The following is a 17096-nucleotide window of genomic DNA, read 5'->3' on the forward strand; positions in this document are numbered from 1 at the left end:
CTGCTATTTTATTCGGAAGTATTCAAATTCTTGACGCCAGCCTGATTGATTTATCCTGTTTCGATGTGCTAGACTTATAAGAAACACCGATCATGAAGGGGAAAAATTTATGTTTGGTCAAAGGCAAGGTTTGGTAGTTTGGCTTTATACATTGAAACAGGCCAAAATGCTGCGAAGGTTTGGGAATGTCCACTATATTTCCAAAAAGCTTAAATATGCTGTCATCTACTGCAACCAAAGTGAAATAGAAACAGTTATGGAGAAACTGCAGTCATACTCCTTTGTTAAAAAGGTGGAGCCATCCTATAAACCTTTTATAAAAGTGGAATATGAAAATTCGTCACCTGACAAGGCGAAAGAATACGACTATAAAATGGGGATTTAGAATGAGTTTTCTTCAGCCGGCTTTTGCTGATGGCCAGCCCTGTTATAAGTGGAATCAAAGTGAGGGAGAGGCTCCCTCACTTTTGTTTTTTCTGGCCATGATGGCTGAACTTCAAATGCTGCCTATGAAAGCGGAGGCAGGAAATGGTTAAGGCGGAGTATACCAATCAGCTGCTGGTAGTACAATTCCGGCTCAGCGAAAAGAGTAGAAGGCTTTACTTCCAATTCGTAAATATCCTTTCCGAGCCGGATAGCGGCATCTTGAAAGAGTGAGTACCTTTTGGATGGCAAGGTACGCGGATCCGGCACACCTTCCCTGCATATGTAAATAGGCTGGAATTTTCCTTCACCGGCGGAATTGAGTATGATAGCGAGTGATGTAACTTTTTTATTGTCGATTTCCGTATGCAGGGCGAGGAAATGAGTGATTCGATGCGAGCTGGATTCCGCAATCTCAATCAATTCGTATAAATCCCCGTACCCCCTGCCTAGTTCAATGAAACGCTGAATCATTGATATACGCCCCTTTTTCTATTATTCTGCCTACTTACATTACCATATTCGAATGTCCGGAAAAAGAAAAAAAACCCCGCAGGAATCCTGCGGGGTCCTTCTATATCCCACCGGGGACAGAAGGCAAAGGGAGAGGAGAAACCGGAGGAAGAACTTATGGGGAAACGTAAGTCTTCTCCGCGGTTGGCAACAACATCCTCGAATCGATGTTGTTACTACCATTATTTCCACTGCTGGCAAGGATATACACACAAATGCGGAATTTTTTTTGAAAAGGAAATGAACCAGTGAAATAGGATTTGGCTGGCTGGGCCAATTGTGTTAGGATTATGAAAAAAGTATGATCAGATTAGCGGTGATAATTGATGAGAGTCGTTTCGGGAAGCTGCAAGGGCCGCCCGCTGAAAGCCGTCCCCGGCGTAAGCACCAGGCCAACGACCGATAAAGTAAAGGAAGCAATTTTCAACATGATCGGCCCTTATTTTGAGGGAGGCGCTGGCCTTGACTTGTTCGCGGGCAGCGGTGGCCTAGGAATAGAAGCATTAAGCAGGGGCCTTGATACGGTCATCTTTGTTGACCGTGACCCAAAAGCGATTATGACGATTAAGGAAAATATTGATGCCTGTTCCTTCGAGAGCCGCACCGAGGTATACCGGAATGATGCGGAAAGGGCTTTGAAGGCATTGAAGAAGCGGGATCTGAATTTCGACTACATATTTCTTGACCCTCCCTATAAAAAACAACAGCTTGTTTCCCTCCTGGAGAGGATTTACTCGGACGGAAGGCTATCAAGAACTGGGAAAATTGTGTGTGAACATAGCAAGGATGTACAAATGCCGGACAATGCCGGCGGCTTTGAAATGATAAGAAGCGAAGTATACGGGATTATCGCAATTACTATTTATGCTTATCCATATCCAATCCAGGAGGGTAATGAAAATGGCTAACATTGCTGTTTGCCCGGGCAGTTTTGACCCGGTTACATATGGGCATCTCGACATCATCCGGAGGGGTGCGAAAGTTTTTGATGAAGTATATGTTGTCGTCCTTAATAATTCTTCAAAGAACCCGTTGTTTTCCGTGGAGGAAAGAATATCATTGCTTGGCGAGGTCACTAAAGATTTAAAGAATGTAAAAGTCGACTCGTTCCAGGGGCTTCTCGTCGACTATGCGAAAAGCGTTAACGCCGGAGCCATCATCAGGGGGCTTCGCGCGGTTTCCGATTTCGAATATGAAATGCAAATCACTTCAATGAACAGGGTATTGAATGAGAACATAGAAACCTTTTTCATTATGACCAACAATCAATATTCCTTCCTGAGCTCAAGCATTGTAAAGGAAGTCGCGAAATATGGCGGGAAAATTTCCGAGCTCGTTCCCTCGGCCGTCGAGTCAGCCCTGCACAAAAAATTTAACCGATGAAATAGGAAAGCCGGGCATCCTGACGCCCGGCTTTTGTTTATTGTTAAGCAGACTTTAGAAATGATCCATGTGGATAACCCATAATAATTTAATACAAACCAGCTACCACCAGGAAAGCTACGGGAGCATAACCTGGCCACAAAGCTGATAAGAATGACCATCGCAGGGAGAAGCTGTCATTGCTTGGCGTGAAGGCGCTTGCTCATTTTTTTCCGAGGTGTGTTGCTGAAGTAGTTTATGGGCTTCCCTGTTTTATCCTCCTGAATAAAATGGCTATGTAGATGGCAAGTGAGAATATGGTGATCAACGGTCCTGCCTCGGCAAGTTGAATATAGGAACTTGATAAAATTCGAGACTGATCTTGCAGCATCACCGGTATTGCATCGAGTGGGGCCGTTGAACCAGCAATTCTTGAGTAAAAGGGCTCCCATAACAAAAAAGAGAAAACACCCGCAAAACAGCCGTGCAAGATTCTTGCGATAAAAAAAGGCTTGAACCGGATATCCGTTTGAGCGAGGATGCTTGCAACCTGAGCCTGGACACTGAAGCCGCTAAACGCAAGGATAAAGCTTGTGACCATTGCCTGCTGCCGCAACGTCGCCTCCTGGACCTGGCTTGTAAGCTGGCTGCCGAGTGTTATTTCGAATAGCCCCGAAATAAAGGGAATGCTCAGCATTTCGGGAAAAGCCAGCGAGGAGAGCAGGAAATCAACGCCTTTTGCCAGGAAGGCGGTTATATGGAGATGGAACAACAGCTTGTTTATTACAGAAAACAAGATAATGAAGCCGCCAATCATAAGCAAAGTCTGGATTGAAGAAGTGACCGCGTCGCCAAGAAGCTTGCCGATGGGGCGATTGTCCTTAATCCGGGTCCTGTGAAGCGCCGCAAGCGCCTCCCTGATTTTAAATTTCCGGTGGCGGCTGCTTCTCGTTACCCGATCGTCTTTCCCGTAAAAGCGCATAAACAGGCCTACGGCAATGTTTCCGAGATAATGGGAAACCGCCAGGATTATGCCGAGGTGGGGGTTATGGAAAAACCCAACGGAAACAGCCCCGAAGATAAAGAGGGGGTTAGATGAGTTTGTGAAAGACACAAGCCTTTCCGCCTCTACCCGCGTCAGGTTGCCTTCCTGCCTCAGCCGCGCGGTAAGCTTCGCGCCGGCCGGATAACCGGAAGCCATGCCCATCGCCCATACAAATCCTCCTACTCCCGGTACTTTAAATAGCGGCCTCATGAACGGTTCAAGGAGGACTCCTATGAATTTGACAACTCCAAATCCAATCAGCATTTCGGAGATGATAAAAAAGGGTAGCAGGGAAGGAAAGACAATTTCCCACCACATATTCAGTCCGCGGATGGAAGCGGAAAAGGACTCCTGGGGATAAGAAATAAGCGAGGCCGCCATGACGGTTACCGAAGCTGCCAGGAAGATTGTTTTTACTTTTGAACGGAACATGACTGGCCTCCTTCAGGAATCGAAGTAGAATGTATGGTTAAGCGGAAATAGGTTTGATAAAATGGTTTGGTGCGCTTAAATGAGCTTTGCATTGGGTTGAAAAAATACGTGGCAATTCGTTTAGGGAAGGGCGGTGCGATGTCGTATAACCCTTGTCCCTGTAACACAATATACTCATAGAATGATGTTTTAGACCATAAGATTGAAGGAGATTTTCAAGCCCTGCCAGCAATTCCGGGAATAACTTGCACCCGGTATTGAAGCCTTGGCCAAAGCAAGGAATGTTCAGTTTCAGGGGAGGTCAGATGTTATGGCTCCAAAAGTAGGTCTGGCGTTAGGCTCGGGGGGAGCCCGGGGATTTGCGCATTTGGGCGTCCTCAAGGTTTTTCGTGACCAGGGCATCCCGATAGACATGATCGCCGGCAGCAGCATGGGTGCGCTTGTTGCATGCCTTTACGGAACCGGGATCGACTTGGAACGCTTTTATAAATTATCAATTTCCTTCAAGAGAAAATACTTCCTCGATTTTTCCGTTCCCAAGATGGGGTTTATCGCCGGGAAACGGGTAAAAGAGTTTATTAGGATTTTTACACATAATAAAAATATTGAAGAATTGGATTTGCCAGTAGCCATTGTTGCAACCGATTTAATGAGTGGGGAAAAGGTTGTTTTTAAAAAAGGCCCGGCGGCAGAGGCGGTCAGGGCAAGTATTTCCATACCGGGTATCCTGATCCCTGAAAAAATCGGCGGGAGGCTGCTCGTTGATGGCGGTGTTGCAGACCGGATCCCAGTCTCGGTCGTGAAGGAAATGGGCGCGGATATTGTGATAGCCGTGGATGTTTCAGGCTTTCAGCGTAATGCGCGGATCGAATCCATATATGATGTCATTATGCAGAGCATTGACATCATGCAGGCCGAACTTCTGAAAAACCGGGAAATCGAATCAGATGTGATGATTCGCCCGGAGGTTGGAAGATTCAGTTCGCGTGCCTTTACCAATATAGAAGAGATTATTAAAATAGGGGAAGAAGAGGCATTGAAACATATAGAGCCAATCAATGCTGCCATTAGGCGCTGGAAGGAGCAGCAATAGAAATGCATAAAAAACACCTGAAAATCCCGTATATACTCGCGGCACTCTTGATAGTGGCAAGCATGTTCTATACTTTGCCCTATTATATTTCAAAGCCCGGATTGGCAAAGGAGCTAGAACCCATTATAACGGTGGAAGGCGGCCATCAGGAAAAAGGAAGCTTCATGCTTACGACGGTCAGGATGGGGAAGGCGAATATTTACACCTACCTTCTGGCGAAATTCAGCAAATACCAGGAAATTTATCCAATTGATGATATTCTCCGCAAAGGGGAAAGTGAACATGACTACAACATGAAACAGCTGCATTTAATGGAAAGCTCAAAAACATATGCGATTGAGGCGGCTTACAAAAAAGCCGGCATTCCGGTGGAATACAGATACAAGGGTGTTTATATAATGAACATTGTCCCGGGTATGCCCGCCGAAGGGAAGCTTGAAACAGGGGACAGGCTGATGAGTGTTGATGGAAAAAACCTGAAATCGATGGACGAACTTTTATCCCGGCTTGCCGCCAAAAAGGCCGGAGACGATGTCGAGCTGGAATATATCAGGAAAGGCAAACGGCAGAAGGTGGAGCTGGCGCTAAAACCATTCAAAGAGATTCCCGAAAAGGCTGGTATCGGGATTGAACCTGTTGACGACAAGGAAATCATTGTCAGCCCTAAAGTGAAAGTGAATACGGATGAAATTGGGGGGCCATCAGCCGGCTTGATGTTTGCTCTTGAAATATACAATCAGCTGACGGAGGATGATTTGACGAAAGGATACAAAATTGCCGGTACCGGCACGTTAAGTGATGGGATTGTCGGCCCGATCGGCGGGATAGAACAAAAAATTGTCGCTGCCGATAAGGCCGGGGCCGAGTATTTTTTTGCGCCAAATGAAAAAGGGGCGAAAGATTCGAATTATCGGGCCGCTGTAAAAACGGCAAAAGAGATTGATACGGAAATGGTGATTGTTCCGGTCGATACATTTGATGAAGCTGTAGCCTATCTTGAAAAACTGAAGCCGAAAAAAGGTAAGGGATGAAGCGGTTTTTGCTTCATCCCTTTTTAATAAACAAAGGCGGCTGGCTGTATTCCATTTCAAGCAGTTTTTGCCCGCTTGCTCCGGAAAGGCCGAGTGAATAGATGGCGGATGCCCTAATATCGAGGTTGATTTCTGGGCTCGAAAACGAAGAGAGCTTCGATACAAGAGGAATTCCGAATGACCCTTTATGCTTGTTCAGATATCGCCTTCCATCTTCCGTCATGCCGAGAAGGCGAAGGTAGCCGGCTCCATTGATATCTTCTGCCATCTCTTCTTTCTTGGCGTTAACAAGCAAGTGCGTGCAAAGGCGCTGGATCCTTGCCCATGTGTACCGCTTTGTTTTCGCATATTCCATGAACTCCTGAAAACTTACCGATCGGCGGGCCGCGTCCACAAGACGGTTCTCGAGTCCTTCTTCCGCCTCGTAAACCGTTCTGATTTCGTTGGGGCTGCTTTGGAGAAGTCGATACTTCAAAAATGGCCAATACGATTCCCAATGATGGAATCTGCCGAAATTTCCCTTGTACTCCCGAAGGACTGCCATGGTCGGAATCGGAATGTACTGTTTGATTCCTTCAAGGCTTGTTTCCATAGAGAATAGTGCCTTCCTAAGGCTCGTCGCACTCGCGATGGTGGCGGATGAAAAATCCTCATCGTGGTAGTTCGCGTTTTTCCTTTTTACTGTTATGGGTTTCATCCTGCTGCCAAGAAAGGAAATCGATCTTACATAATGGTAGCCAAGGATATTGTTTGGCTGGGATAATGGAATTGTTTCTGCAGGCGGATTTAGCTCCGCCAATGCCAGAGAAGCCGCCTTTGGGTAGCTCACCCCTGTTTTACTGTACTTTTTTATCAGGATATCATAGGCTTCTCTTTTCCCTTCGATAAAGCCGACTGTCTTTTCAAACGCGCCAGCTTCCCCAGACTCGCTTCCAAAGCAAAGAAACGAGCAACCGGCTGCATCAAGAATTGAAACGGCTCCATGGGCGAATATTTCCGCCTTTTGGGTACTGAATTTATAAGGCAATTCAAAAACAATGTCAACGCCATTTAAAAGTGCCATTTTCGCCCTCGCCCATTTGGAAACAAGGGCGGGTTCCCCTCTTTGGAGGAAACTGCCGCTCATTACGGCAATGGCGATATCCGCTCCCGATACTTCTTTTGCGGATTGAAGATGGTACAGATGGCCATTATGGAACGGATTATATTCTACAACTACTCCGACGGCTTTCAACTGATAGACCTCCTGTTTCAGATACCTTTTACCTCTTACTATAAAGCAGGAGAGGCGAACAGTAAAATCCTCAATTAGGGGGCTATGTTTGCGCCACACGATTACGGTTAAACTAATGAAATAGAAGGTTTCCGACACTGGCGAGGATGAACTTATCAACAGGTTTAGGTGTAAAGAAAAAATATTGACAAATGGTTTCATGGGGGCTATAATTACCTTTGTTGCCTTGAGGTGATGAAAATGAAATGGACAATAAACCAACTGCAGAAAAGCCGGAATAAGGAATTGGCTATTGATGAATTGGTCAATGCTGATGAAATCAAGGAGATTGATTCATCAGTCAGAGGCGTTTCCCCGATCCGTGTTACGGGACGGGCTGATATTGGTCCGCATAAGGCTGTATTCAATATCAGGTTAACGGGCCATTTGGTTTTGCCTTGTTCCAGGACACTAGTTGATGTCAATTATCCAGTTGATGTCGAAACAACGGAAACATTCCTTTTCAATACTTCTGGATATGAAACAGATGAGGAAGCCCACCAGGTCAAGGGTGACGTAGTCGACTTAATGCCTGTCATTAGGGAAATCCTTCTGCTTGAGATTCCGATACAGGTATTCTGCAATGATGCGAATCCCGAAGGGGCGGCTCCTCAATCCGGAAAAGACTGGGAAGTTGTCCGCGAGGAAGACAAAAGCAACCGGATCGATCCTAGGCTTGCAGGGCTAGCCAAGTTTTTTGACGACAACAATCCATCCGATTCATAATCGGCAAAAAGTAAGCAAGTGAAGAACCAGCATCTCTGGCCTTCATAACTTTCTTATAACCCTTTAAGGAGGTGGGAAGAATGGCTGTACCTTTTAGGAGGACTTCTAAAACTGCGAAGAGAAAGCGTCGCACTCATTTTAAATTAAATGTTCCTGGTATGGTGGCATGCCCAAATTGCGGAGAAATGAAACTTGCTCACCGCATTTGCAAAGCTTGCGGAACATACAAGGGGAAAGAAGTTGTCAACGACTAATTTTCCGTTCGATCAAGCACAAGGGAGTACATCCCTTGTGCTTTTTTCGTCATGGGAAAGGATACTACATAGACAGGGAGGCTCATAGAATGGCTTATTCAATAAAACAGCTTGATGGCGGCATCCTTCTATTTACAATTGAAAGGGAAGAAAAGCGGAATGCCATCAACTATGAAATCATGGATGGACTACAACGGCTAATAAAAGAGGCGCATGGGGAAGGGATTAAGGCTGTTGCGATAACAGGGGCAGGAGACCGGGCATTCTGTTCAGGGGGGGACCTCGCTGAATTCCATACCCTTAAAACAAAGGGCGAAGCGTTAACGATGCTCTCGAAGATGGCCAATATACTTTATAGCCTGTTGACATTGCCCAAACCGACGGTCGCAGTCCTAAACGGCACAGCTGTGGGGGGCGGGTGCGAGCTAGCCTCCGCCTGTGACTTCAGGATTGCCAAAAAAGGAATTAAGGCTGGTTTTATCCAGGGAAAGCAGGGAATCACAACCGGCTGGGGTGGAGGTTCCATTCTTTCAGAGAAAATGGCGGGCTCCCATGCGATGAGGCTGTTGATGGAAGCCGAACCGCTCCCTGCCGAGGAATTGACTGCGGCAGGCTTCATTGATGAAATCTTTGAAAGCGATACCGAAAAAGCGGCAATAGTGTTCCTGTCAAAGATGGTCAGGCATGAAACCGGCGTTCTGGAAGGTTACAAGCGGGTTTGGGCCGCAAAATGGAAGGCTACGAAGCTTAAGGATAGAATTGAAAGTGAAGTTGATTTTTGCTCCACCTTGTGGGAAAGTGAAGCCCACCATCGCCATGTAGCGGAATTCCTGAAAAGAAGCTGAAAAACCCGATCTTCCGGATGCTATTCTATCTTTCCTATTACGTGCATATGTATGAGGTAAAACAAATAGGAGGGATGCAAGAATGCCATCGACACGCCAAGACGCATGGACCCCCGACGAGGATTTGCTACTTGCCGAGGTAATTCTAAGGAACATTAGGGAAGGCGGGACTCAATTGCAGGCATTTGAAGAGGTGGGAAAGCAGCTGTCCCGAACTCCCGCAGCCTGTGGGTTCAGGTGGAACTCCCATGTAAGGAAGCAATACAAGGCCGGCATCGAACACGCCAAGAACCAGCGGAAGGAAGGGAAAAAACAAGGGGTTCCACAGGAAAAATTCGCTCCGCAGAACGTTGGGGAAGAGGAAGGGAAAGAGCAGGAAAAGGAGGGGGGGCCTCCCGTAGATTTCCACGCCGTCATTTCTTATCTTGAACAGCTCTACGAACTCGCGGAAAGTTCAACTTCCAACGCAAATGGTCAAAAACAAGTGCTTGTGAGGCTTGAAGAATTGGAGGTAGAAAATGAGAGGCTTGTAACGGAACTGAACAGGGKGAAGGAAGATTATCATTCCCTCATGGAAATTCTTGAAAAAGCCCGTACAATGGCAATCGGCAAGGACGAGGCCCCGCAAATGCAGCAAAAGGCGAAATTCCAGGTTGACAAGTTCGGGAATTTGGAGAGGATTGAATGATGTTTAAATGGAAAAAGGCTGCATGGCTTCCATGCAGCCTTTACTTTGATTTAGTGATGTTGGGCGCTTACACCTTCCGGATACCAGACAAGCGGGTTTTCTCCCAGGTCCCTTTCAACCTCGTAAACAACGTTCGTAAAGCCATGCTTCTCCCAGAACCCTTTTGAGCCGACACGGGGATTCGTCTTAATTGGATATCCGAATTCTTTCGCAAACCGGACGAGCGCGGTTCCATACCCTTTTCCCTGGTAGTCTGGTAGGACTTCGAGTTTCCAGAGTTCAAGGTAGGTTTGCGGAGGATCGAAATAGCGGTCGAATTTCGCGTCGACCTCATAAAGGCTCATCCTCGCGACGAGTTTATCCCCGAAATAAATACCATAAAAAGGCGAAACGCTGTCATTTTCAATAATATTGGCCTCAAGGTCCTCCAGCATCGACAGTTCCTGAAGACCATATTCCTTAAACTTTTTGAATTCCTCAAGCGTTTTGTAATTGACCTTAAGCTTTTCAACTTTTACCGCCATCTTGATACCCCCTAAATACCCTCTTTTATTTCGAATCGGAAAAAAGAAACAAGCATTGATTTGTATCTAGCGTTTGACCCCTTAATTATATATCAAAAAAACAAAAAATTCTGCATCTACGCTTGAATTCCCAATTTCAAAATTTGCAGGATATTCAGAGTATATGGTAGAAACATAGTATAGGGACTTATTTCTCCGGGGATTTCTGTATCCGCTTACAAGCCGGATCATGTGCCGGGGAATCAAAATGCTATTTTGCAAGTTTCCTGGAATAAACCGGACCAAGGGGAAGAAAGGGGTATTATGTGCGAAGGATTCTAATTGCCAACAGGGGTGAAATAGCTCTAAGGATTATAAAAACATGTGAAAGGATGGGAATTGAAACGATTGCCATCTATTCCGATGCCGATGCAGGACTTCCTTATGTCAAAGCGGCGACAGAGGCGGTGCGGATCGGTGAGCCTCCAGTAGCAAAGTCGTATCTCCAGGTGGAAGCGATTATCGATGCGGCAAAAAAAATGGGGGCAGACGCCATCCACCCAGGGTATGGCTTCTTGTCGGAAAATGCGGAATTTGCAGAAACAGCCCGGCGGGAAGGATTAATCTTCATTGGCCCCGAACCATCTACAATCCGGCTAATGGGGGATAAAGTCGCTTCGAGGGAAACGATGGAAGAGGCTGGAGTACCGGTTGTGCCAGGGAGTATCGCCGGAATTGGAACGGTGGAAGAGGCTGTTGAAATCGCCCAGTCAATCGGATATCCAGTCATGCTGAAGGCATCCAGCGGAGGCGGTGGAATCGGAATGGTGAAATGCTCTTCAAAGGAAGATTTGGAGAAGTCATTTACGTCTGTTAAATCGAGGGCGAAAGCCTATTTTGGCTCTGACGGCGTCTTCCTTGAGAAATTCATAGAAAATGCAAGGCACATTGAAGTGCAGGTTTTTGGTGACCGCCAAGGAAACATTGTCCATCTTTTTGAGCGGGATTGCTCCATACAACGGAGGAACCAGAAGGTGGTAGAAGAATCTCCCTCTCCATTCCTCTCGGTAGGCGCAAGGGAAAAACTTTTTGAAACCGCTGTCAAAGCAGCTGAAGCGGTTAACTACACAAATGCCGGAACAATAGAATTCATTTTTGACGAGAAAGAGAACTTTTATTTTCTTGAGATGAATACGAGGCTCCAGGTTGAGCATCCAGTTACAGAGGAGTTGACCGGCCTCGACCTGGTTGAATGGCAAATCCGGGTGGCGCGCGGCGAAGAACTTCCTGCTCCCCAAAGCGGCATTACCGCATCTGGCCATGCGATTGAATTTCGCCTGTATGCGGAAGATCCAGAGAAATTTCTCCCTTCTCCCGGAAAAATAGAAGTGTTTTCGTTTGCGGAAGGTGAGGGAACAAGGATTGATGCTGGCTATGGAGAAGGGGATTCCGTGACTCCTTTTTATGACCCGATGATCGCCAAATGCATCTTTTCGGGGGAAAGCCGGAGTGAAGCACTTTCCCGGGCGAAAAAATTTTTTGATGGGCTACAAATAACAGGGATTAAAACAAATGCTCCGCTATTCAGGGAAATCCTTGAAAACCGGAATTTTTCAGAAGGCAATTACACGACAGCTTTCCTGGACAACCGCTAGCCGATTTACCCAATGAAAAAACTATATAGGTTGAAACAACTATTTACACAATCTATTTGAAATCAACCCCAAGGTTTCTAAACAATATAAAATCTTTAATTCAACCTATATAGGTTTGTAAAATAGTAGAATAATGGAGGAAAAACGCATGAAGGAAATTGTATCTTCGATGGCAGGGACAGTATTCAATATTTTGGCCTCAGCAGGCGACGAGGTAGCCGAGGGACAAACGATTCTAATCCTTGAATCGATGAAAATGGAAATCCCCGTTGAAAGCACGGGCAGTGGTAAAATAGCCGAATTAAGGGTGGCAGTCGGAGACTTCGTGAATGAAGGCGATGTCCTGGCCACTCTGGAATAAGGAGGAGCATATGTCAGGAACAAGTGCAATCCAGCAGAAATTAACTGAAAAAATAAAGGCTGCCGAAGCAGGAGGGCACCAAAAATACCACGAGAAGCTAAAAGAGCAGGGGAAGCTTTTCGTAAGGGAACGGCTAGCCCTTCTATTTGACAATGGGGAATACGAGGAAGATGGCAAATTTGCCAACAATATGGCGGAGGGGCTTCCAGCCGATGGAGTCGTGACAGCAATCGGCAAGGTGGGCGGGCAGACAGTTTGTGTAATGGCAAACGACTCGACCGTGAAAGCGGGTTCCTGGGGAGCAAGGACAGTGGAAAAAATCATCCGGATCCAGGAAACCGCCGAAAAGCTTAAGGTGCCGCTTTTTTACCTTGTGGACTCGGCGGGTGCGAGGATTACCGACCAGCTCGATATGTTCCCGAACCGCCGTGGCGCGGGAAGGATTTTTTACAACCAGGTGAAGCTTTCGGGAATGATTCCGCAAGTCTGCATCCTGTTCGGGCCTTCCGCTGCGGGCGGCGCATACATACCCGCTTTCTGCGATATTGTTATCATGGTGGACGGAAATGCCTCCATGTACCTCGGGTCTCCGAGAATGGCCGAAAAGGTAATCGGGGAAAAAGTTACCCTCGAAGAAATGGGCGGAGCCCGGATGCATTGTACAGTATCAGGCTGCGGGGACATCCTTGCTTCTTCCGAGGAGGAAGCGATTGAATCCGCTAAAGACTATCTTGCCTACTTCCCCGCGAACTTCCGCGAGAAGCCAAAAGCAGTTGAGCCGAAGCCGCCAGCACCGGGGAGGGAACTCGAAGCGATCATTCCGGAAAACCAGAATGCCCCGTTCGATATGTATGAAGGAATTAACTCCATGATTGATGAAGGAAGCTTTTATGAAATAAAAAAACTTTTCGCCCCCGAATTGATTACTGGGCTTGCGCGCATCGGCGGAAAGACGGTTGGCATTATTGCAAACCAGCCCAAGGTGAAGGGTGGGGTGCTGTTCGTTGATTCTGCGGATAAGGGCGCGAAGTTTATTCAGCTTTGCGATGCCTTCCATATTCCGCTTCTTTTCCTGGCGGATGTTCCAGGCTTCATGATTGGAACTAAAGTGGAACGGGCAGGAATCATTCGCCACGGAGCGAAGCTGATTGCCGCGATGAGCTCAGCCACAGTACCGAAAATTTCGGTCATTGTCCGGAAAGCCTATGGTGCCGGTTTGTATGCAATGGCTGGACCGGCGTTTGAACCGGATGTGTGCATCGCCCTGCCGACAGCCCAAATTGCCGTCATGGGTCCGGAAGCAGCCGTAAACGCGGTTTACTCAAATAAAATCAATGAAATCGATGACCCGAAAGAAAGGATTGCTTTTGTCCAGGCAAAGCACGAGGAGTACAAGGAATCAATCGATATTTATAAATTGGCTTCCGAATTGATCGTTGACGAAATTGTTGCCCCGTCCGAACTCCGGAATGTATTAATCAATCGTTTTGCCTACTATGAAACGAAAGAATTGAACTTCAGTACAAGGAAACATCCGGTTTATCCGGTATAAAGAGGTATAAGGGCTTTTCCCTATCGAAGGGGGAGGCCCTTTTTGTTCTTCTTGCACGCGGGAAAGGTGTAGAATGGAAGGTAAATATCCAATTTTCCGGTACAAAGGTCCTGTTGTTTGGTAAAATGTAGGCAAAGAGAAGGCAGGGAGATGTTATGTTAAAAATAGGCGTTATTGGTGCAGGATCCATCGGGCTGCTTTTTGGAGCATACATGCATAAGATGTTCGATGTGACCGTGTATACGAGGTCGGTTGGCCAGGCAGAACAGATAAACAAAAACGGTATTAGGCTCATAAAAAAAGCCGGTGTGCTGACAGCGAAAGTCCGGGCGGAAGTTCTTGGCGGCGAGGTGATGGATAACGATTTGACAATCGTCGCGGTCAAGCAATACCAGCTTGAAACGGTCATTCGCCACCTTCCGGCCAAGGGGGCGCTGCTTTTTTTGCAAAATGGCATGGGGCATTTAAGGCTGCTCGATCAGTTGGAGGCTGATGACATTTATGTCGGGTCGGTTGAACATGGGGCATTAAGGGAAAGTCCGGACTCTGTTTCCCATAATGGGGAAGGACTTACCCGGGTGGCTGTTTTCAGGGGAGATTCAAGGTTGCTTGTGGAAGCTGCGGAATTGCTATCGGCTAACTTTCCATTGCAGCTGGAACCCGATTACTTTGAAATGCTTGCAGGAAAGCTCTCGGCGAATGCCGTCATCAATCCGCTTACCGCGATTCTTGGAGTGAGGAATGGGGAGCTCGTCGAGAATGCGCACTATGAAAAACTCCTGGAAAGAGTCTTTGAAGAGGCGGCGTGTATTTTGGATTTTAACGATAAGCAGGAAAGGCTTTTGAAGGTAAAGGGAATTTGCCGAAATACGTCCGAGAACCGATCGTCGATGCTGAAAGATCTTGATGCAGGAAGGGAGACGGAAGTGGACGCCATTGTTGGCTACCTCTTGGATGAAGCAGCCCACAAAGGGTTGGAGGCACCACTTTTGCGGGCTTTATATGAAATGATAAAAGGAAAAGAACGGTCCGGGAGGGAAAGCGGTTGAGTACAATTTTGTCATCCATTTTTGCATTATTTATTTTTCTCCCGCTGCTCGGCTATGTACTTGTATTTTCCATTTGCAAACTGTTGACTGGGAGCCACCGCCGTTCGGTCGGGCTTGCGCTGGATGCCACGACATTCCTGCTTGTGGTCTCGGTCCATTTTTTGATTATGACGATTTGGAAAATCTCATTTCTATGGCTGATTTTTGTTGTCCTTATGTCAATTGGGATGGGGACGGCTGTCATTCAGTGGAAAACAAAAGGGGAAGTCGTTTTGGGAAATGTTTTCAAGGGATTTTGGCGCTTCACCTTTTTGCTATTCTTTGCCGCCTATATCGGATTAATTTTGTTCGGCCTTGTGGAACGGGCCATACTTGCCGTCCAGGCTTCCTAGCGGCCTGGAAACTTACAGGCAAAGTTTTTTTCCTGGCAATGTGTTAATGCTATACTCATATGGTATGACTATTGTTTAATCAGAAAGGAAGTACTATATGGAGATTTCGAATCTCTCGCTCCCGGCTGCGAATCGATTTGCTTCAGAATACCTGGAACAATCGGAGGCAGTTACACCGTTTTTTCATTATACATACAACAAGCCGGGGGTATACAGGGACAGGCTTGAAGAGTTGGCATTAAGGGATTATCCAAGGGAGCGGCTTGCTGCCCATATTGAAGCGTATATGTCCAGGTTTGGGGATAGCGGGGAAATCCGCAAATCAATCGAAAAACTGAAGCGTCCGGATAGTGCGGTTGTCATTGGTGGGCAACAGGCAGGGATATTGACTGGTCCGCTTTATACGATACATAAGGCTATTTCGATTATCCGCCTTGCGAAACTTGAACAGGAAAGGCTCGGCGTCCCGGTCGTGCCTGTTTTCTGGATCGCCGGTGAAGATCATGACTACGATGAGGTCAACCATTTATTTGTGCCTGCGGGAACCTCGGCGGAAAAGTGGATTTTCCCTCAAAAAACCAGCGGAAAGAAAATGGTATCCGAAATTGAAATTGATCGGGAAGCTTGCGGCGCCTGGGTTTCAAAATTGATTGCCCATCTTGGGGAAACGGACCATACAAAGGAATTGGTCAAGGCCATTGAGCACTCACTTGAGGCGCATTCTTCCTTTACTGATTTTTTTGCCGCGCTGATCCTTCATCTTTTCAAGGATTCCGGGCTGCTCATTGTCGATTCGGGCAATAAGGAACTGCGCCAGCTTGAGAGTGGCAAATTCGAGGCAATCATTAACAGCCATGCCGAAATCTCGGAATCACTCTTAAGCCAGCAGGAGGAAATCAGGAAACAGGGATTTACGAATACGATCGAAGCCTCCAAAAATTCGGCAAACCTTTTTTATTATGACAGGCGGCTTGAAGAGAGAATCCTTCTTGAATTTGACCCCTTGGAAGAACGGTTTACCGGTAAAGGCGGCTCGATTGTTTTTACAAAGGAGGAATTGCTCCAGATCGCGAGGGAGGAACCATTCCGGTTGAGCAATAATGTTGTGACAAGGCCGTTGATGCAGGAATGGCTGTTTCCGGTTTTGGCGTTTATCGGCGGGCCTGGCGAAATTGCGTATTGGGCTGAATTGAAGCTGGTTTTTGAACACTTCGGGATGAAGATGCCGCCAATTGTTCCGAGATTGAACATAACCATCCTTGAACGGCCGGTGGAAGATGATATTCAGGAACTGGAACTGGACATTACCGGGGCCATTATCCAGGGAACTGCTTCCGAAGAAGAGAAGTTCCTCTCATCCTTAAGGGATGAAGAATTGGAAGAGGCGTTTGCCAGGGCAAAGGCCGAAATAATCAGGCAATATGAGGGCCTGGTTGGAAAGGCAGCAGGTTCAGCACCGGCACTGCTTCCGCTGATGAAAAAGAATGAAGCGATTGTCCTGGCCCAGGTTGCATTCCTTGAAAGGAAGCTTGAAGAAGCAATCCGATTAAAGCATAAAGCTGTCCTTGATAAATTCGCCCGCGTTAATCTCGCCCTCCGCCCTGAAAGCAGTCCACAGGAACGGGTATGGAACATCATCTATTACCTGAATAAATATGGCCTTGACTTCGTTGAAAGGCTTTCAGATCTTGAATATGAATTTGACGGCAAACACAAATTGGTCCGTATTTAATAGAATAATCTCCTGTTTAGAGCAGGACCATAAGCCTCCCATCTTGGGAGGCTATTTTTGTACCGATCTTTCCGATGTATTTCCAATGTCAGAATCTTCCGGAAATGATTTTGACCAAAAATAAAAAAAGTGTGGAGGAAAGTGGGGGATTGTGGTACAGTCTAATT

19 protein-coding genes are annotated in these 17096 nt (G+C 46.7%); 15 read left to right on the plus strand and 4 right to left on the minus strand.

Annotated features, from left to right (window positions below; genetic code table 11):
• Positions 1–109 precede the first annotated feature (109 nt).
• Entirely contained in the window at positions 110–385 is a 276-nt protein-coding gene (locus ADU24_RS07750; RefSeq protein ID WP_053366086.1) for a YlbG family protein, read from the plus strand.
• 122 nt (positions 386–507) lie between these two features.
• Here ADU24_RS07750 and ADU24_RS07755 read toward each other — a convergent pair whose 3' ends face one another.
• Positions 508–897 carry a DUF7147 family protein gene (locus ADU24_RS07755; protein WP_053366087.1) on the minus strand — a complete coding sequence of 130 codons (390 nt, stop codon included), beginning with the start codon at positions 895–897 and terminating at the stop codon, positions 508–510.
• Between the two features lie 365 nt (positions 898–1262).
• Between ADU24_RS07755 and rsmD the strand changes: the two genes are divergently transcribed.
• Both rsmD and coaD read left to right on the plus strand, forming a co-directional pair.
• Complete coding sequence (gene rsmD, locus ADU24_RS07760) at positions 1263–1844, plus strand: 16S rRNA (guanine(966)-N(2))-methyltransferase RsmD (protein WP_053366088.1); 582 nt, start codon at positions 1263–1265, stop codon at positions 1842–1844.
• Positions 1837–2319 carry a pantetheine-phosphate adenylyltransferase gene (gene coaD, locus ADU24_RS07765; RefSeq protein ID WP_053366089.1) on the plus strand — a complete coding sequence of 161 codons (483 nt, stop codon included), beginning with the start codon at positions 1837–1839 and terminating at the stop codon, positions 2317–2319. Before rsmD ends, coaD begins: the two co-directional genes overlap by 8 nt.
• Positions 2320–2554: 235 nt before the next feature.
• Here the strand turns inward: coaD and ylbJ are convergent, their stop codons facing one another.
• Positions 2555–3775: a sporulation integral membrane protein YlbJ gene (gene ylbJ, locus ADU24_RS07770; protein WP_053366090.1), complete on the minus strand. Its 1221-nt coding sequence runs from the start codon at positions 3773–3775 to the stop codon at positions 2555–2557.
• 310 nt (positions 3776–4085) lie between these two features.
• Here ylbJ and ADU24_RS07775 point away from each other — a divergent pair, with 310 nt between their 5' ends.
• Together ADU24_RS07775 and ADU24_RS07780 are read left to right on the plus strand one after the other, a co-directional pair.
• Positions 4086–4868 (plus strand): patatin-like phospholipase family protein, encoded by a 783-nt coding sequence (locus tag ADU24_RS07775; RefSeq protein WP_053366091.1) that lies wholly within the window; start codon positions 4086–4088, stop codon positions 4866–4868.
• A 2-nt stretch (positions 4869–4870) separates the two neighbouring features.
• Complete coding sequence (locus ADU24_RS07780; RefSeq protein WP_053366092.1) at positions 4871–5899, plus strand: SepM family pheromone-processing serine protease; 1029 nt, start codon at positions 4871–4873, stop codon at positions 5897–5899.
• 13 nt (positions 5900–5912) lie between these two features.
• Here the strand turns inward: ADU24_RS07780 and ADU24_RS07785 are convergent, their stop codons facing one another.
• A complete protein-coding gene (locus ADU24_RS07785; RefSeq protein ID WP_053366093.1) occupies positions 5913–7133 on the minus strand; it encodes a nucleotidyltransferase in 1221 nt (406 codons plus the stop codon).
• Between the two features lie 240 nt (positions 7134–7373).
• Between ADU24_RS07785 and ADU24_RS07790 the strand changes: the two genes are divergently transcribed.
• The 4 genes from ADU24_RS07790 (at position 7374) to ADU24_RS07805 (ending at position 9685) form a co-directional block, all read left to right on the plus strand.
• Positions 7374–7898, plus strand: a complete 525-nt coding sequence (locus ADU24_RS07790; protein ID WP_053368837.1) for a YceD family protein — start codon at positions 7374–7376, stop codon at positions 7896–7898.
• Between the two features lie 80 nt (positions 7899–7978).
• Complete coding sequence (gene rpmF / locus ADU24_RS07795; RefSeq protein ID WP_053366094.1) at positions 7979–8152, plus strand: 50S ribosomal protein L32; 174 nt, start codon at positions 7979–7981, stop codon at positions 8150–8152.
• 89 nt (positions 8153–8241) lie between these two features.
• Positions 8242–8997 (plus strand): enoyl-CoA hydratase/isomerase family protein, encoded by a 756-nt coding sequence (locus ADU24_RS07800; protein WP_053366095.1) that lies wholly within the window; start codon positions 8242–8244, stop codon positions 8995–8997.
• 82 nt (positions 8998–9079) lie between these two features.
• A complete protein-coding gene (locus tag ADU24_RS07805) occupies positions 9080–9685 on the plus strand; it encodes an RsfA family transcriptional regulator (RefSeq protein ID WP_053366096.1) in 606 nt (201 codons plus the stop codon).
• A 50-nt stretch (positions 9686–9735) separates the two neighbouring features.
• On the opposite strand, the gene ADU24_RS07810 is transcribed toward ADU24_RS07805, so the two are convergent.
• Positions 9736–10209, minus strand: a complete 474-nt coding sequence (locus tag ADU24_RS07810; RefSeq protein WP_053366097.1) for an N-acetyltransferase — start codon at positions 10207–10209, stop codon at positions 9736–9738.
• 305 nt (positions 10210–10514) lie between these two features.
• Here ADU24_RS07810 and ADU24_RS07815 point away from each other — a divergent pair, with 305 nt between their 5' ends.
• The 6 genes from ADU24_RS07815 to bshC all read left to right on the plus strand — a co-directional run bounded on the left by ADU24_RS07815 (position 10515) and on the right by bshC (position 16929).
• Positions 10515–11843 carry an acetyl-CoA carboxylase biotin carboxylase subunit gene (locus ADU24_RS07815; protein ID WP_053366098.1) on the plus strand — a complete coding sequence of 443 codons (1329 nt, stop codon included), beginning with the start codon at positions 10515–10517 and terminating at the stop codon, positions 11841–11843.
• A 148-nt stretch (positions 11844–11991) separates the two neighbouring features.
• Positions 11992–12204, plus strand: a complete 213-nt coding sequence (locus tag ADU24_RS07820; protein ID WP_053366099.1) for a biotin/lipoyl-binding carrier protein — start codon at positions 11992–11994, stop codon at positions 12202–12204.
• A 10-nt stretch (positions 12205–12214) separates the two neighbouring features.
• Positions 12215–13756, plus strand: a complete 1542-nt coding sequence (locus tag ADU24_RS07825) for an acyl-CoA carboxylase subunit beta (protein ID WP_053366100.1) — start codon at positions 12215–12217, stop codon at positions 13754–13756.
• A gap of 155 nt (positions 13757–13911) precedes the next feature.
• Complete coding sequence (locus ADU24_RS07830; RefSeq protein ID WP_053366101.1) at positions 13912–14805, plus strand: 2-dehydropantoate 2-reductase; 894 nt, start codon at positions 13912–13914, stop codon at positions 14803–14805.
• Complete coding sequence (locus tag ADU24_RS07835; RefSeq protein WP_053366102.1) at positions 14802–15197, plus strand: DUF3397 domain-containing protein; 396 nt, start codon at positions 14802–14804, stop codon at positions 15195–15197. Before ADU24_RS07830 ends, ADU24_RS07835 begins: the two co-directional genes overlap by 4 nt.
• A gap of 97 nt (positions 15198–15294) precedes the next feature.
• Positions 15295–16929, plus strand: coding sequence for a bacillithiol biosynthesis cysteine-adding enzyme BshC (bshC, locus tag ADU24_RS07840; protein ID WP_053366103.1), 1635 nt, complete (start codon positions 15295–15297; stop codon positions 16927–16929).
• Positions 16930–17096 lie beyond the last annotated feature (167 nt).

Origin of the sequence: Bacillus sp. FJAT-27245, assembly GCF_001273955.1 — a bacterium.
Lineage (GTDB): Bacteria > Bacillota > Bacilli > Bacillales > Cytobacillaceae > Bacillus_D.

What these genes read in the sequence shown, in the direction of transcription:
- ADU24_RS07820 (WP_053366099.1), top strand. Translation starts at nt 11,992, where the DNA reads ATGAAGGAAATTGTATCTTCGATGGCAGGGACAGTATTCAATATTTTG.
- bshC (WP_053366103.1), top strand. Translation starts at nt 15,295, where the DNA reads ATGGAGATTTCGAATCTCTCGCTCCCGGCTGCGAATCGATTTGCTTCA.
- ADU24_RS07810 (WP_053366097.1), bottom strand. Translation starts at nt 10,209, where the DNA reads ATGGCGGTAAAAGTTGAAAAGCTTAAGGTCAATTACAAAACGCTTGAG.
- ADU24_RS07755 (WP_053366087.1), bottom strand. Translation starts at nt 897, where the DNA reads ATGATTCAGCGTTTCATTGAACTAGGCAGGGGGTACGGGGATTTATAC.
- rpmF (WP_053366094.1), top strand. Translation starts at nt 7,979, where the DNA reads ATGGCTGTACCTTTTAGGAGGACTTCTAAAACTGCGAAGAGAAAGCGT.
- ylbJ (WP_053366090.1), bottom strand. Translation starts at nt 3,775, where the DNA reads ATGTTCCGTTCAAAAGTAAAAACAATCTTCCTGGCAGCTTCGGTAACC.
- coaD (WP_053366089.1), top strand. Translation starts at nt 1,837, where the DNA reads ATGGCTAACATTGCTGTTTGCCCGGGCAGTTTTGACCCGGTTACATAT.
- ADU24_RS07825 (WP_053366100.1), top strand. Translation starts at nt 12,215, where the DNA reads ATGTCAGGAACAAGTGCAATCCAGCAGAAATTAACTGAAAAAATAAAG.
- ADU24_RS07750 (WP_053366086.1), top strand. Translation starts at nt 110, where the DNA reads ATGTTTGGTCAAAGGCAAGGTTTGGTAGTTTGGCTTTATACATTGAAA.
- ADU24_RS07780 (WP_053366092.1), top strand. Translation starts at nt 4,871, where the DNA reads ATGCATAAAAAACACCTGAAAATCCCGTATATACTCGCGGCACTCTTG.
- ADU24_RS07790 (WP_053368837.1), top strand. Translation starts at nt 7,374, where the DNA reads ATGAAATGGACAATAAACCAACTGCAGAAAAGCCGGAATAAGGAATTG.
- rsmD (WP_053366088.1), top strand. Translation starts at nt 1,263, where the DNA reads ATGAGAGTCGTTTCGGGAAGCTGCAAGGGCCGCCCGCTGAAAGCCGTC.
- ADU24_RS07800 (WP_053366095.1), top strand. Translation starts at nt 8,242, where the DNA reads ATGGCTTATTCAATAAAACAGCTTGATGGCGGCATCCTTCTATTTACA.
- ADU24_RS07775 (WP_053366091.1), top strand. Translation starts at nt 4,086, where the DNA reads ATGGCTCCAAAAGTAGGTCTGGCGTTAGGCTCGGGGGGAGCCCGGGGA.
- ADU24_RS07830 (WP_053366101.1), top strand. Translation starts at nt 13,912, where the DNA reads ATGTTAAAAATAGGCGTTATTGGTGCAGGATCCATCGGGCTGCTTTTT.